Raw genomic sequence first — 14,245 nt, 5'->3', positions numbered from 1 at the left:
GTGGGTGCGATAATTGCTGGTCAAGTGCGTGGCTGGTGGTTCGACTGCCTCGCGAGGCATGGCGAGGGACACGGCGGATGCGGGCGAAGTCAAGGACAGACATGGGTGTCGGCCCGACCGGGCTGGTCGGCCGGGAGGGCGAGCTCGCCGAGCTTGCGGCATTCCTGGACATGGCCGGGATGGACGGAGCCGTCCTGCTGCTCACCGGTGATCCGGGCGTGGGGAAGACGGCGCTCCTGGACGCGACCGCCGAGCTGGCGGTGGCGAAGGGAGTGCGGGTCGTCCGCGGGAGCGGCGTCGAGTATGAGACGGACATCAGCTTCGCGGGGCTCCATCAGCTCGTCGGCTCGCTGCCGGACGAGGTCGGTCGTCTGCCGCGTTCCATGCGGGAGGCCCTCGAAGTCGCCCTCGGTCTCGGCGCCGGTCCCGCGCCGAGCCGGATCGCCGTCCTGAACGCGGCACTGTCCCTGTTCGACGAGGCCGCGAAGGAGCGGCCGTTGCTCCTCGTGGTCGATGACTTTCATGCCGTCGACCAGGCGAGCCGGGCTGCGGTGGGTTTCGTCGCCAGAAGACTGGGCGGTCGCCGCATCGGGCTGCTCGGAGCACAGCGAGCGGATTCCGGCGAATCCTTCCGGTCCACCGGTCTGCCGGAGCTCGAGATCGCGCCGCTGGGTGAGGCGGACGCCCTGCGGCTGCTGTCCCGGCGCTTCGCCCACCTTCCCCGCCGGGTTCTTTCGACCGTGGCGCACGAGGCGCAGGGAAACCCCCTGGCTCTGCTCGAGTTCGCCGGGTCCACCGGGGTGTCCAGTGACCGGCACGGCCAAGGGGCGAGGTGGGCGAGCGGTCCGGGGCGGGACGTGCGCGCTCTGTACGGCGCCCGCGTCGGACGACTGCCGCAGAGAACGCGCGAGGTACTGCTGCTCGCGGCTCTCGAGGGCTCCGGCGACATCGGCGTCCTCGAGGCGGCCGGCGGGCCGGGCAGTCTTGAGGAACTCGCTCCCGCGGAGCGCGACCATCTGGTCATGGTCGCGGAGAACGGCCGCGCGGTGCGCTTCAGGCACCCGCTGGTCAGGACCGCGGTGGTCGACGGTTCCACCGGCGAGCAGCGGCGCGGCGCCCACCGCCGGCTGGCCGACGCGCTGGGCGACCAGCCCGAGCGGCGCGGTGATCACCTCGCGAGAGCCACGACGGCGCCCGACGAGGCGGTCGCCGCCGTCGTGGAGTCGGCGGCCCGCAGCAGCCTGCGACGCGGTGACGCCGACGGCGCGATCGCGAGGCTGCGGCGCGCGGCCGAGCTGAGTCCCGACCGGGCGGCCCGCAGACGCCGCCTGTCGCAGGCCGCCTACGTCGCCGCCTGGGTCGCGGGTCATCTGGAGGTCAGCCACGAGATCATGCGTGAGGTCGAGGGCGATCCGGTGGCCCGGTCGCTCTCGGCGGCCGCGACGGCCGGCTTCCTCGTGCTCGTCACGGAAGGCGACGCCGACACCGCCCACGCGCTGCTGATGGAGGCGATCGAGCAGGTGCCGATGTCGCCCGGTCCGCCGTCCGGCGAGCTGGAGACCGCGCTGTTCACCCTCACCCTCGCCAGCCAGTACTCGGGCCGGCCCGAGCACTGGCAGCCTCTGGTCGACATGCTCGCCCGGATCCCCGAGGCGGCACCCGCCGCCGCGGCGTCCCTGGGGCGCGTCCACCACGACCTCGGCTCCGTCACCGACGGCATGCTGCGCCGCCTGGACGAGGAGATCTCGCGGCTGAGGGACCAGAGTGACGCCGACGTGGTCGTCCGCACCGCCCTGACCGCCTCCTACCTCGACCGGCTTCCGGGCTGCCGCGAGGCCGTGTCCCGGGTCATACGCGACGGCGGCGCGGTGGGGTCGAGCATGCCGGCCCTGATGTTCGTCGCCCTGGACGACCTTTACACCGGCCGGTGGCAGCCGTCGGCCGACGCCGCGGACGAGCTCATCGCACTGTCCGAGGAGACGGGATACCACTTGTTCGCCCAGGTGGGGCACTACGTCGCCGCGATGGCCGCGGCCCAGCGCGGCGACCTCGACGCGTGCCGCCGCCACTGCGAGGCCGTCTGGGAGTGGTCGGGGCCCAGGGGACTGCGGCGGCTGGAGAACTGCGCCCACCAGGCGGCGGCCCGGGCGGCCCTCGGCGCCGCCGACTTCGAGACGGCCTTCCGGCACGCCACAGCGATCTGCGCCCCGGGTGTGCTGCCGCCGTTCAACCCCGAGGCCGTGTGGTCCGCGCCGGACCTCGTCGAGGCCGCCGTGCGCACCGGGCGGCACGCGGAGGCGCGACGGCACGCGGACGCGCTGCGCGACGCCGGTGTCGGCCACCTCTCGTCGCGGCTCGCGCTGAGCTCGGCCACGGTCACGGCGATGACATCGCCTGCCGAGGACACGGTCCGGTGCTTCGAGGAGGCCCTCGCACTGCCGGGCGTCGAGCAGTGGCCCTTCGAGGTCGGCCGTGCTCGTCTGGCGTACGGCGAAGCGCTTCGCCGGCAAGGACTCAACCGTGACGCCCGGGTGCAGCTGGCCGCCGCCCGCGGCTGCTTCGAGGAGCTCGGGGCCCGTTCGTGGGAGGCCCGGGCCGCGGCGGAGCTCCGCGCCACCGGCATGACGCGGACCGGCCGGGGCAAGGCCGGTGAGGCCCTCACCCCGCAGGAGCTGGAGGTCGCCAGGCTGGCGGCGACGGGGCTGTCGAACCCGCAGATCGCGTCGCGTCTGTTCCTTTCGCCGCGGACCGTGTCGTCGCATCTCTACCATGTGTTCCCGAAGCTGGGGATCACATCGCGGGCCGAGCTCCGCGACGCACTGGAGGCGCTGCCTCCCGAGCCTTCGGCCACCCGGCTGTGAGAGCTACCGGTCGGGTCTCAGCACTGCCCCGGTACTGAAGTAAGCGTGCCGTCGGCCGGATGTCAGTCAGCTGACGGAGGCTGTCGGTACGGTGGCCGAGCCATTCTCGTGGAGACATCGAAACCGCCCGGTACCCGGGCGAGACCACGAGGAGCAGACCATGCCGTTCGTCACCGCCGGCGACGGAACCGAAATCTTCTACAAGGACTGGGGCTCGGGGCGGCCGGTCATGTTCCACCACGGCTGGCCGCTGAGCTCGGACGACTGGGACGCCCAGCTGCTGTTCCTCGTCCAGCACGGCTACCGTGTCATCGCCCACGACCGCCGCGGGCACGGGCGCTCCGCCCAGGTCGGCCACGGGCACGACATGGACCACTACGCGGCGGACGCCGCCGCCGTGGTGGCGCACCTCGGCCTGCGTGACATCGTCCACGTCGGCCACTCCACGGGTGGTGGAGAGGTCGCCCGGTACGTCGCCAGGCACGGTGCCGGGCGGGTCGCCAAGGCCGTCCTCATCGGAGCGGTCCCGCCGCTCATGGTCCAGACCGAATCGAACCCGGGAGGGCTGCCGGTCGAGGTCTTCGACGGCTTCCGCGAGGCCGTGGCCACCAACCGCTCCCAGTTCTACCTCGACCTCGCCTCCGGGCCGTTCTACGGGTTCAACCGCCCGGGCGCGGACATCTCCCAGGGCGTCATCCAGAACTGGTGGCGCCAGGGAATGACCGGCAGCGCACAGGCGCACTACGAGGGGATCAAGGCGTTCTCGGAGACCGACTTCACCGACGACCTCCGGGCGATCGACGTGCCCACGCTCATCATGCACGGCGACGACGACCAGATCGTCGCGATCGCCGACTCCGCCGAGATGGCGGTCACGTTGGTCAAGAACGCGCGCCTGAAGGTCTACCCGGGGCTGTCGCACGGCATGTGCACCGTCAACGCCGACATCATCAACGCCGACCTCCTCGACTTCATCGAGAGCTGACACCGGCCCGGTACCGACACACAGCCCGTCAGCACGGAACACAACACGGAACAGAAAAGGAAACCACCATGACCGCAACACCCAACGGATACGTGACCGTCGTCTGGGACGCGAAGGCGAAGGCGGGCAGGGAGGCCGACCTCAAGGCGTTCGTCACCGCCGCCGTCACCCCCTCGCGCAACGACCCCGGCAACATCGACTACGAGGCCCACGAAGTCGAGGGCAGGCCCGGCGAATTCGTCATCTACGAACGCTGGGAGACCCGCGCCCACCTCGACGCCCACCTCGCCGCGCCCCGGATGCAGGAACTCGTCCCGCAGATGCTCGAACTGATCGACGGGTCCATCGAGGACGGCATCCGCCTCCTGCGCCCGTTCCGCCCCGCCCACTAACGCCGGACGCCCGCCGGCATCGACGCCGGCGGGCCGCACCACCACGAACCGATCCCGCGGGTGCTCCCGGTGACCGCTTGTGCGGGAGCACCCGCTGCGACGACACGCACAAGAGAGACACGACATGACCACCACATTGATCACCGGCGGCAACAGAGGCCTCGGCCACGAGATCGCGCGCAGACTCGTCCAGGCGGGCCAGACGGTCTGGATCGGAGCCCGGGACGCCGAGAACGGACGCAAGGCCGCCGACCGGCTCGGCGCCGACTTCGTCCAGCTGGACGTGACCGACGACGCGTCGGTCGACGCGGCGGTCGAGACGCTGGGGGCGCGGGCCGGCCACCTGGACATTCTCGTCAACAACGCCGGGATCCTCGGTGAAGTGACGGCCCCCGAGGACATGACGGCCGACCAGATCCGCCACGTCTACGAAACCAACGTCTTCGGCCTGGTGCGCGTCACGCACGCGTTCCTGCCCCTGTTGCGGAAGGCGGCCGCCCCGTCCGTCGTCAACGTCACCAGCGGTATGGGGTCGTTCACGCTGACCCACGACCCGGAGCGGGTCGAGTCGCAGTATCCGCTCGCCGCCTACGGCTCGTCGAAGAGCGCGGTCACCATGCTGACCACGCAGTACGCCAGGACGATCCCCGACGTCCGCTTCAACGCGGTGGACCCCGGCCAGACCGCGACCGAGTTCACCGGCCACATCGGGCAGAGCGTCGAGGAGGGCGCGGAGGCGGCGGTGCGTATCGCCACCCTGGGGCCCGACACGCCCACCGGCACGGTTACCGACCGCGCCGGCGTGCTCCCCTGGTGACGGCGGCAGGCCCGACCCCGCGACAGTCCTGACAACCACACACCCGGCGCACCGGTGAGGGCCGACGGGCCCTCACCGAGGGAATCAGGACTCAGTCGCCAAGCCCCTGAGACCACCTAGGCCGGCGCGGGGAGCTCCCCCGGATCGGACCACCGGCCCCGCGTCGATCTCGCGGTCGCAGCGATCGGTACCCCACGAGAAGGAAGATCACGATGGACGAACGGCTCGCAGAACTCGGCGCCCTGCAGGCGGCCTTCGCCGGGCGTGCACAGATACAGCAGTGGGCGCGGGGTGCCGAGCTGCTCGCTCTGCTGCAGGCGGCATCGGACACGAAGACGCTCGACCTTCTGACCCGGCCCATCACCGTGGAGGCCCTCGCCACCGTCAGTGACATCACCACCGACCGGGCCCGCCGGATCATCGAGGTACTCCAGGCTGCCGGGGTGGTCCGAAAGGCGGACGACTCCTCGCCCGCCTTCGTGCTGAGCCCGGAGTTCGGCGCTCTGCACGCCGGCGCCTCCGGCGTGGAACTGGCGACCGTGCTGGAGGCATCGAACGCGGCACTCGACCGGGTGCACTCTGCCTTCTCCCCGCCCACCGCGTACGACTGGGAGTCGGACGCGCTGGTCATCGCCCGCGACTGGGGCGTCCGGCCCACCGAGGCCGCGCGCAGCATGTTCGCGATGGCCTACGACGCGCTACCGGCGTACCGTGACCGGCTGGCCGCCGGCGGTCCCCTGCTGGACGTCGGCAGCGGGGTCGGCGGAGCCGTGCTGAGTACGCTGGTGGAGTACCCCGCCCTGCGAGCTGTCACCGTCGAGCGTGCCTCCGACGTCGTCGAGGAACTGCGGCAACGTGCCCAGGCCGCCGGTGTGGCCGCACGCCTGGACATCCGGCACTCCAATGCCCAGGAGCTCGACGACGACGCGGTCTACGGTGTTTGCTACTGGGCCCAGGCATTCTTCCCGAGCCACACCCGCGAGTCCACCCTGGCCGCCATCCGGCGCGCACTCGCCCCGGGCGGTCTACTTCTCGCACAGGAAATCGCCGCGCCGGCGGACGGCTCGACGTCCGCCGGCCTGGGCGCATCCCTCGACGCGCTCGTCGCCGACTGCCGCGGGGTCCCGTCTGTTGTGAGCGCGGAGGACCTGGCCGCGGAGCTGCGGGCCGGCGGCTTCACCGGCGTGGAGGTTGCACCCACCCCGGTCGGTCGGCTCGTCCTCGGCCGCCGCGGACAGTGAGAACAACCGGGCGGCGAAATCCTCTTCGTTGAGCAGGTCGGTATCTGTTCCAACCAGGTCACCGGCCGCACCTGGGGTGAGAAGGGACAGACCCCGTGGTGCGGCGGCGCGGGGCCCGGTTCTCGGTGAACGCGATGGCGGCGATCGACTTCGTCATGCTCAACGCCCTGGGCGACACCGACGCCGCCCATGCCGCCGTCACCCTCCACACCGCCTGAACCCACACCACGACGACGCCCAGTGAGCGGGCCCACCGCTCACCCCGCCACCGGAACGTATCGCGCTGCTCCGTATCGCCGGAGACGATTACGCAAGGAGAACCGCCGTATGACTGTCATGAAGAGCACGATTCCCGACGCGGCCCGTCAGGTCGCCGGGAGCGTGCTGCAGAGCACCCTCGTGGATCTCCTCGGGATCTCGCTGATCGGGAAGCAGGCGCACTGGAACATCGTGGGGCCTCGCTTCCGCTCCATCCACCTGCAGCTCGACGAACTGGTGACGGTGATCCGCGAGGCCGCCGACACGGTCGCCGAACGGGCCGCGACGCTCGGTCTCCCGCCGGACGGCCGGCCGGAGGCGATCGCCTCGGCGTTCGCGCTGCCGGGCCCGACGGACGGCTGGCGCTCCGCCATGGGCGACTGCCCGGCGGGCTCCTCGCCGACGCCGCTGTAGTCATCGACGAACGCGAGGCGATTCTCGAGTCCGGCGAGTTCCTGCACGCCCTCGCGTCCGGCACGATCGAGGAATCGGACCTCACCGAGTTCGGCCCCGCACTGAGCGCCCCCGAGGCGCCGCGCGGTAGGCGCGCCGTCCTCAGGATGGTCGGCTTCGTCGTGCAGGACCGGGGCATCACCCGCCTGCCGGCCGACAAGTTCCTCGCCCGGGACGAATACCCACCCGGCCGGTCGCATCACGCGCACGTTGCGCGGATCACGGACCAGCACGCTAAAGTAGGTAGCCCTATCTACCTACTTTGGAGTGTGTGATGGACGAGGCCGTCGAAAAGACGGGCGGGGCCGTGCGACGGCGCCCCGCCCGGGAGCGATTGCTGCGAGCTGCGGCACACCGCTTCTACGCCGATGGCGTGTCGGCGACCGGGATCGACACGATCACTGACCAGGCGGGCGTGGCGAAGAAGAGCCTGTACAACAACTTCGCGTCCAAGGCCGAGCTGGTGCAGGCCTACCTTGAGGGGCGCCACGAGGAGTGGCTGGGTCTGTACCGCGCGCGGCTGGAGCGGGCCCAGGACGCGCGCGGCCGTGTGCTGGCCGTGTTCGATGCCTACGTCGACCACGCGGAATTCGAGTACGAGCAGGGATTTCGCGGTTGCGGACTGCTGAACGTCGCCGCCGAGCTGCCTGCCGGTGACGAGGGGCGGGCGGTCGTACGCCGCTACAAGGAGGACGTCGAAGCCCTGCTCGTGAAACACCTCGAAGAGCTGCTGCCCGGCCGTCCCGAACAGGTACACGTGACCGCGGAGCATCTGTCGTTCCTGCTGGAGGGTGCGACGGTGCGCGCCGGACTGGAAGGCGGGAGCTCCCGGATCCGACAGGCGCGTGTGCTTGCGGCAGAGCTGCTGGAGCAGCTGTGAGTCGAACCACGGGAAGCGGTGCCCGCTCGACGAGCGTCGGGGCACTGTGCGTGCTCACAGCATCGGTGCTGTGGGGCACGACGGGCACGGTGGCGACGTTCGCTCCGGCCGTGGGACCGCTGGCAATTGGGGCTGCGGCCATGGGGCTCGGCGGAATCCTCCAGGCGGTGGTGGCCGCACCCCGGATAAAGGGGCAGGCCCGCGAACTGTGCGCCCGGACGGGCACCGTGCTCCTGGGGGCCGCCGCGGTGGGCGTGTACCCGCTGGGGTTCTACAGCTCGATGCATCTGGCCGGAGTGGCCGCGGGAACGGTGATCTCGATCGGGACGGCGCCGCTGGCATCGGCCCTCATCGAGCGCGTCGTGGACCGCAGGCGCCTCACCCGCCGCTGGATGTTCGGAGCGGCCATCGGCCTGCTCGGCACCGTGCTGTTGTGCGTGGCGGAAGCGACGCGCAGCCGCGACGGTGCCGACCCGACCTCCACAGCGGCCACGATGCTCGGGGTGGTGCTCGGCCTGTTGGCCGCCGTGACATACGCGGTGTATTCGTGGGCGGCCCACCGGCTCATCAGCAACGGGATCGCCTCGCGTGCGGCGATGGGCTCGATCTTCGGGCTCGGCGGGCTGCTGCTCCTGCCCGTCCTGCTGGTCACGGGCGCGCCCCTGGTCGACTCCTGGTCCAATGCCGGTGTCGGCGCATACATGGCGATCGTGCCGATGTTCGCCGGGTACCTCCTGTTCGGCCGGGGACTTGCGCACGTTCCCGCCAGCACGGCGACCACCCTGTCGCTCCTGGAGCCGGCTGTCGCGGCCGTGCTGGCGGTGCTCGTCGTCGGGGAACGGCTCCCGGCCTTCGGCTGGATCGGGATCGCCCTCGTCGGCGGCTGCCTGGCCGTCCTCATCACGCCCGCACGCTCCGGCCGCCGGATCGGCGTCCGGGCCCGCCGGGCCGGGCCGCCGCACACCGCCGCACCCTCTGCGCCGGTGGCCGTCGACCCGGCAAACGAGGTGACGCCCACGTGAAATACGGAACCGCCGAGTCGCACGAGCTGCAGGAGATCATCAACCGGATCGCGGCCGACACCGGCACGCCGACGTCGCTGACGGACACGCGGCTGAACTCGGTGGTGTTCGGCCCGTACTTCGACGAGGAGATCGACGCCGTCCGCCGGGAGGCCCTGCTTGCTGCGTTCCACGCCCGGCTGGGTGCGGAAATGGTTCGGACGCTACGGCATCGACACGGCGACCGGCCCCGTGCGCATCCCCGCGGATCCACAGCGCGGACTGGCGAGCCGAGTGGTGGTGCCGGCCCGCTGGGCATCGACCACCTGCGGCTTCATCTGCCTCCTCGACATCCATCTCACCTTGGACGAGGGGCCCACACGCCGGCTAAGCCCAGATCCGCCGGCTCTCGACCAGATCAGGAGCCAGCGGTGAGCGGTCGACTTCGATCTCCCGAAGCACGGCGGCAGGGCTCGCCAGGCGCAGCCGCTGACCAGCACGTCGATGACGGCTGCGAACAGCGTCTCATCAAACGTGTCCTGCGGTTCCGCCGCCCTGCGGCCGCGCTTTCCACGGCGGGATCAGCGGCTTCGCGATCTGCCACAAGCCGTCCGGCACGATCCGACTCCACGTACCCGCCCATACTGACGTCGACGACGCCTCACCACGTAGGACACGGTTCAAAGTGAAGCGACGAACTTTCTACCCCCCGTAGGGCAACTGCGGAATCCTCCTCTCTTGCAGGCCGTCACGAGCGGCTTCGTGGCCCGGGTGACACCCCGGGTCTCTTCCATAGAGGGAAGGGCGGTAACGGCGCTCGGCTTCGTTCGTCCTCGCTGAAGCCTCTCACCAGGGAATATCGCCGTCATCGTCGAAGAATCCACCGCGGGGCCCGTCGTCCGGGAGGGTGGCGAGACGGACAGCGATCGCCGCGCCCTCTTCGGGCGTGCGGTCGGGGAAGTGCCCGGTGAAGTCGGTGGCGACGTACCCGGGGCAGCAAGCGTTGACCATGATCTTTGTTTCGGCGAAACGTCGTGCGTACTGCACGGTGAGGCCATTGAGCATGGTCTTGGAGGACGAGTAGGCCGCCATGATCGGCCCGGTGTGCAGCGCAAGCGAGCCCATGTTGCTCGACACGTTCACGATGCGGGGCGACGGCGCGCGCGTGAGCAGCGGGAGCAAGGCGTTGGTGACCCTGACCGCGCCGAGCACGTTCGTCTCCACGACAGTGCGAAACACGTCGAGGTCGAGCGTGGTGGGGTCCTGTGCGCCGTTGTCGCTGCGGCCGGCGATCCCAGCGTTGTTCACAAGGACATCCAGGCGGCCCGCTCGTCCGGCGATGTGCTCAGCGGCCGCCAACGCGCTGGCATCTGACGTGACGTCGAGAGCGACGGCGAACGCGTTGATGCCAGTCGCTTCGAGCCGTTCAACGGCTGCCGCGCCTCGTGTCGCGTCGCGTGCGCCCACGGCGATGACGAAACCGAGCGTTCCCAGGCTCGCCGCGATGGCGAACCCGATGCCCTTGTTCGCCCCCGTCACCAGCGCAACCTTGTGTTCAGATCTTGTTGTCATGAAGGTCCTTCTCGACAGGTCGAGGGTGGTCGCGCTCATGCCCGGTGCGCGGATGCCTCAAGAGCACGGCCGATGAAGAGCGCGATCCGGTCGAGCGCGGACGCTGCCGTCTGCGACGTCTCGTAACCGATCTGGAAGACGTGTGGGGCACCGGCCTCGACTTCCAAGGTGACGTTCACGTCGTGAGCGGCTGCTCGGGCGGCGAGCCGAGTGGCATCGTCAAGGAGCAGCTCATGAGTGCCGACCTGGATGAGCAGGTCCGGAAACCCGCTGAAGTCGGCATGGACGGGACTGGCGAGCTCGGCGCGCGGATCAGTCCCCGCAAGGTATTCGGCGAAGGGCCCTGCAAGGGCTTCAGGGACGAAGAGGGGGTCGATGCCATTCTTCGATGCCATCGACTCACTGGCCATGGAGAGATCGGTGACAGGCGACATCAGGACTGCTCCGGCCGGCATCGCAAGGCCCGCCTGACGAGCCGAAAGGAGGGCGGCCAACACCAGGTTACCCCCAGCGGAGTCCCCTGCCAGGACGATGCTGTCAGCAGGCGTGCCTTGGTCCAGCAGTTCGCGGTACGCGCCGAGTGCGTCGTCGACTGCCGCGGGGAAGGGATGTTCGGGTGCGAGTCGGTAGTCGACACTGACCGTATGTATGGACGCCCGGTTCGTGAGTTGAGCGACGAACCCGGCGTAACCGGTCGGGGAGCCCATGACGAAGGCACCCCCGTGGATGTAGAGCAGCCGCGCAGACTTGTTTTCCATATGCTCCGGGATGAGCTCGAGCGCCGCGCGCCCTCCCACGACGGTGGACTCCGTTCGTACACCACGGGGCATCGGTCGCATCATGAAGGCGTCATAACCGGTGCGCCGTTCCTGCGTCGCCGTTTCGGCTGCGGACAGATCTGGAGAAGTGGTCATGCGATGAGTTTCATCGGGGGGACGCAAACCAGGAAGGGGCCAGACCTTCCTAGGACGCAGCGACCTACCCAGGTCACCGGGACCACTGCGTACGATTGCACCTATGGCCATGAATCGGGAACTGCGGGAATTCCTGCGCAGCCGTCGAGCGCGCGTGCAGCCGGAAGACGTCGGCGTTCCCCATGCCGGTCACCGCCGAGTTCCCGGGCTGCGACGGGAAGAGGTCGCGATGTTGGCGGGCGTCAGCGCCGACTACTACACGCGCCTCGAGCAGGGCCGACATCTCCAGCCCTCCGACCAGGTGCTCGATGCGATTGCCCGGGCGCTCCGTCTCAGCGGGGTCGAGCAGCGACACCTTCATAACCTCGTGAGGTCCACGGTCACTGCGCGTGAGCAAGGGCAGGCGCTGGTGTCACCGCTCGATGCCGGCACACGGATGCTCCTTGACAGCCTTCAGATCCCGGCGATCGTTGTCGATGTGCGCGGCGACGTGCAGGCGATGAACCTCCTGGGTCGCGCCCTGCTGCCGGGCCTTGAACCACTGCCGTCGGTGTCGGCGAGCCATCCGCGCTGGCTCTTCCTGGACTCGACGGCGCGCGACTTGCTGGTCGAGTGGGAGATGGTCGCCCGCTTGAGCGTCGGAGTGCTGCGGCAGGCGGCGGGCCGCTATCCGCGTGACAGCCAGTTGCACGCGCTCGTTGGTGAGTTGTCCGTGGTCAGTCCGGAGTTCCGCACCTGGTGGGCCGAGCACGACGTGGACGCGCATTGCCGCGGGCCCAAACGGTTCCATCATCCCGTCGTCGGCGAAATTGTTGCGTATACCGAAGCGATGCAGATTGCCAGCAGCGAGAGCTGGCTTTACGCCTATGCTGCTGAGCCGGGATCGCCCTCGGCCGAGGCGCTCAGCCTACTCGGCGCGTTGGCCGCGACAAGCGAGATCGAGACCATGCCACAAGAGAATCCGGGTGGTCCACACGGAATTCCTGATGGAAACTCGCAGCCCTCGACTGGGAAACCGCTCCGCGCCAACGGGCCGCGCGTTCAGTGAACAGTCCGGCTAAGAGTTTTCCCCGTTAGAAACCGCCGGGTCGTCGAGTACGGGCCGGCATCGATCGCGACCCTGGGGGTCAGCGGATGTCATGTGCCGCGCGGCGGATGAGGTCCGTCACCCCCTCCGGCTCGGAAACGCCACCGCGTGCACGACGGTCGGCGCGGCCTTGCCCGCCTCGGACTTGTGCGAGGCGGCAGTGCTGCTCACCGTGTCGACGACCGTACGGTCGGTTGAACCGGCTTAGAGGAACGGGACATGGGAAATCCCTACCTTTCTTGTTGGGTTGATCGAGCGATTCGTAGGGTTGGATCACCCGGGGTTCCGGGTGTGGCCGGCACGGGGGTAGCCGCTGGATGGCTCACGGAGGTTGGCCGTTCCGAGCCCAGGTCGCCAAGGGGGATGTGCGGCGCGAGATCGCTGTGCAGGGACACGGCGGCGGGGTTGTCTGCGGGACCGTGAACGATGAACTGACGGGGGTGCCGGTGCCCCAGATCTCGGTCGGCATGGACGCGGGCAAGGACCATCATTGCGGGGCGATCGACGGCGACCGAGGACTTGACCTGCGGAGCCAAGGGCAGGTTCGACTCCTGACCAGTTATGAGACACCGCTGCGGCGATACGCCGCAGCGGTGTCTGCCACATCGAGACCTGGCCGAGAAACCACACGGTCCGCGGAGCCGCAGCGCGGCCTCGGCCGAGGTGAAAGCCGCGCAGGCCCAGCAAGCCTTACGGTCAGGAGCCGTTGTGCAGGTCGTCGTAGAGGAAGTGGCTGGCCTGGTCGACGGCCGCCTTGGCGGCGTTGGTGTCGGCGAGGGCGTTGAGCATGGCGAAGTCGTGGATGGTGCCCTGGTAGCGGACGGCGGTGACGTCGTTGCCGGCGGCGCGGAGTTTGGCCGCGTATGCCTCACCCTCGTCGCGAAGCACATCGGCCTCGTCGGTGATGACCAGAGCCTTGGGCAGGTTCGCGAGCTGGTTGAGGCTGGCGCGCAGCGGGGAGGCGAGGATCTGCTTGCGGTCCTTGGCGTTGGGGGCGTAGGTGTCCCAGAACCACTTCATGGCGTTGCGGGTCAGCCAGGGGCCATCGGCGAACTGCTGGTAGGACGTGGTGGTGAAGTCGGCGTCGGTGACGGGGTAGAAGAGCATCTGCCCGCTCAGCTTCGGACCGCTGCGCTGCTTGGCCATGAGGGTGACGGCGGCGGCCATGTTGCCGCCGGCGCTGTCACCGGCGACTGCGATCTTGGAGCCGTCGACGTTGATCTCGCTGCCGTGCTCGGCGACCCACTTCGTGGCGGCGTAGGCCTGCTCGATGGCAATGGGGTATCGGGCCTCAGGCGCGGGCGTGTAGTCGACGAAGATGACCGCGGCGCGAGCTCCGTTGGCGATCTGCCTGACCAGCCGGTCGTGGGTGTTCTCGTTGCCCAGGACCCAGCCGCCGCCGTGGAAGTACATGACGGCGGGCAGCGTTCCGCTCACGCCCGCCGGTCTGACGATGCGGATGGTCACCTCACCGGTGGGGCCGACCTTGAGGGTGCGGTGGGTGACGTCGGCCGGGAGCTTGTCGACGTCACCGGACTGGGCGCTGTCCAGAGCCGCGCGGGCGTCCGCGTAGGACTGGGTGTAGATCGGGGGGTTCTTCGCGGCCGCGTCGGCGAAAGTCTGGGCGTCCTTCTCGAGGACCACGCCCTGCTGCTTGGCAGACGACGGGGTGGCGGAGGCGGTGGCAGAGATGCTGATCGCGGCCCCGGTGACGAGGGCGACGGCTGCGGTGACGGCCGTCTTGCGGCTGATGCGTATACGGGTGCTGGGCATGGGAAACTCCG

13 protein-coding genes and 2 pseudogenes are annotated in these 14,245 nt (G+C 69.7%); 11 read left to right on the top strand and 4 right to left on the bottom strand.

What is annotated here, in order from left to right:
• The first annotated feature begins 101 nt into the window (after nt 1–101).
• From IEZ19_RS06260 to IEZ19_RS06215, 10 genes and pseudogenes are all read left to right on the top strand, one after another.
• Nucleotides 102–2,861 (top strand): ATP-binding protein, encoded by a 2,760-nt coding sequence (locus IEZ19_RS06260; RefSeq protein ID WP_229840000.1) that lies wholly within the window; start codon nt 102–104, stop codon nt 2,859–2,861.
• A 160-nt stretch (nt 2,862–3,021) separates the two neighbouring features.
• The gene (locus tag IEZ19_RS06255; protein ID WP_189310000.1) at nt 3,022–3,846 is read left to right on the top strand and encodes an alpha/beta fold hydrolase; all 825 of its coding nucleotides are present in this window, start codon (nt 3,022–3,024) and stop codon (nt 3,844–3,846) included.
• A gap of 68 nt (nt 3,847–3,914) precedes the next feature.
• Nucleotides 3,915–4,238 carry a putative quinol monooxygenase gene (locus IEZ19_RS06250; RefSeq protein WP_189309999.1) on the top strand — a complete coding sequence of 108 codons (324 nt, stop codon included), beginning with the start codon at nt 3,915–3,917 and terminating at the stop codon, nt 4,236–4,238.
• A 124-nt stretch (nt 4,239–4,362) separates the two neighbouring features.
• Nucleotides 4,363–5,055, top strand: a complete 693-nt coding sequence (locus IEZ19_RS06245) for an SDR family NAD(P)-dependent oxidoreductase (RefSeq protein WP_189309998.1) — start codon at nt 4,363–4,365, stop codon at nt 5,053–5,055.
• Between the two features lie 212 nt (nt 5,056–5,267).
• Nucleotides 5,268–6,296 carry an SAM-dependent methyltransferase gene (locus tag IEZ19_RS06240; RefSeq protein ID WP_189309997.1) on the top strand — a complete coding sequence of 343 codons (1,029 nt, stop codon included), beginning with the start codon at nt 5,268–5,270 and terminating at the stop codon, nt 6,294–6,296.
• A gap of 95 nt (nt 6,297–6,391) precedes the next feature.
• Entirely contained in the window at nt 6,392–6,514 is a 123-nt protein-coding gene (locus IEZ19_RS54125; protein ID WP_444545185.1) for a hypothetical protein, read from the top strand.
• Between the two features lie 109 nt (nt 6,515–6,623).
• Nucleotides 6,624–6,917 (top strand): annotated as a pseudogene (locus tag IEZ19_RS06230) (Dps family protein); the annotation flags it as partial.
• Between the two features lie 364 nt (nt 6,918–7,281).
• Nucleotides 7,282–7,887, top strand: coding sequence for a TetR/AcrR family transcriptional regulator (locus tag IEZ19_RS06225; protein WP_189309995.1), 606 nt, complete (start codon nt 7,282–7,284; stop codon nt 7,885–7,887).
• Nucleotides 7,884–8,909, top strand: coding sequence for a DMT family transporter (locus IEZ19_RS06220; RefSeq protein WP_229839998.1), 1,026 nt, complete (start codon nt 7,884–7,886; stop codon nt 8,907–8,909). Before IEZ19_RS06225 ends, IEZ19_RS06220 begins: the two co-directional genes overlap by 4 nt.
• 159 nt (nt 8,910–9,068) lie before the next feature.
• On the top strand, nt 9,069–9,323 hold the full coding sequence (locus tag IEZ19_RS06215) for a hypothetical protein (protein WP_189310335.1): 255 nt from the start codon (nt 9,069–9,071) through the stop codon (nt 9,321–9,323).
• Here IEZ19_RS06215 and IEZ19_RS06210 read toward each other — a convergent pair.
• The 3 genes and pseudogenes from IEZ19_RS06210 to IEZ19_RS06200 form a co-directional block, all read right to left on the bottom strand.
• Nucleotides 9,290–9,572 (bottom strand): annotated as a pseudogene (locus IEZ19_RS06210) (transposase); the annotation flags it as partial. The gene IEZ19_RS06215 and the pseudogene IEZ19_RS06210 sit on opposite strands and share 34 nt — an antisense overlap.
• 162 nt (nt 9,573–9,734) lie before the next feature.
• The gene (locus IEZ19_RS06205) at nt 9,735–10,499 is read right to left on the bottom strand and encodes an SDR family oxidoreductase (protein ID WP_229839996.1); all 765 of its coding nucleotides are present in this window, start codon (nt 10,497–10,499) and stop codon (nt 9,735–9,737) included.
• Nucleotides 10,496–11,374, bottom strand: coding sequence for an alpha/beta hydrolase (locus tag IEZ19_RS06200; RefSeq protein WP_189309994.1), 879 nt, complete (start codon nt 11,372–11,374; stop codon nt 10,496–10,498). The genes IEZ19_RS06205 and IEZ19_RS06200 overlap by 4 nt, the downstream gene beginning before the upstream one ends.
• Before the next feature lie 103 nt (nt 11,375–11,477).
• Between IEZ19_RS06200 and IEZ19_RS06195 the strand changes: the two genes are divergently transcribed.
• On the top strand, nt 11,478–12,422 hold the full coding sequence (locus tag IEZ19_RS06195) for a helix-turn-helix transcriptional regulator (RefSeq protein WP_189309993.1): 945 nt from the start codon (nt 11,478–11,480) through the stop codon (nt 12,420–12,422).
• A gap of 735 nt (nt 12,423–13,157) precedes the next feature.
• On the opposite strand, the gene IEZ19_RS06190 is transcribed toward IEZ19_RS06195, so the two are convergent.
• Nucleotides 13,158–14,234, bottom strand: coding sequence for an alpha/beta hydrolase (locus IEZ19_RS06190; RefSeq protein ID WP_189309992.1), 1,077 nt, complete (start codon nt 14,232–14,234; stop codon nt 13,158–13,160).
• Between the last annotated feature and the right edge of the window lie 11 nt (nt 14,235–14,245).

It is taken from the genome of Streptomyces brasiliensis, from assembly GCF_014647875.1.
In the GTDB taxonomy this organism is placed as follows: domain Bacteria; phylum Actinomycetota; class Actinomycetes; order Streptomycetales; family Streptomycetaceae; genus Streptomyces; species Streptomyces brasiliensis.
Note: the sequence above shows the minus strand (reverse complement) of the source record. Positions and strands in the feature narration are given on the sequence as shown.

Bases quoted from the DNA above. Each gene is read 5' to 3' on its own strand.
- IEZ19_RS06260 (WP_229840000.1), top strand. From the start codon at position 102: ATGGGTGTCGGCCCGACCGGGCTGGTCGGCCGGGAGGGCGAGCTCGCC.
- IEZ19_RS06255 (WP_189310000.1), top strand. From the start codon at position 3,022: ATGCCGTTCGTCACCGCCGGCGACGGAACCGAAATCTTCTACAAGGAC.
- IEZ19_RS06250 (WP_189309999.1), top strand. From the start codon at position 3,915: ATGACCGCAACACCCAACGGATACGTGACCGTCGTCTGGGACGCGAAG.
- IEZ19_RS06245 (WP_189309998.1), top strand. From the start codon at position 4,363: ATGACCACCACATTGATCACCGGCGGCAACAGAGGCCTCGGCCACGAG.
- IEZ19_RS06240 (WP_189309997.1), top strand. From the start codon at position 5,268: ATGGACGAACGGCTCGCAGAACTCGGCGCCCTGCAGGCGGCCTTCGCC.
- IEZ19_RS06225 (WP_189309995.1), top strand. From the start codon at position 7,282: ATGGACGAGGCCGTCGAAAAGACGGGCGGGGCCGTGCGACGGCGCCCC.
- IEZ19_RS06205 (WP_229839996.1), bottom strand. From the start codon at position 10,499: ATGAGCGCGACCACCCTCGACCTGTCGAGAAGGACCTTCATGACAACA.
- IEZ19_RS06200 (WP_189309994.1), bottom strand. From the start codon at position 11,374: ATGACCACTTCTCCAGATCTGTCCGCAGCCGAAACGGCGACGCAGGAA.
- IEZ19_RS06195 (WP_189309993.1), top strand. From the start codon at position 11,478: ATGGCCATGAATCGGGAACTGCGGGAATTCCTGCGCAGCCGTCGAGCG.
- IEZ19_RS06190 (WP_189309992.1), bottom strand. From the start codon at position 14,234: ATGCCCAGCACCCGTATACGCATCAGCCGCAAGACGGCCGTCACCGCA.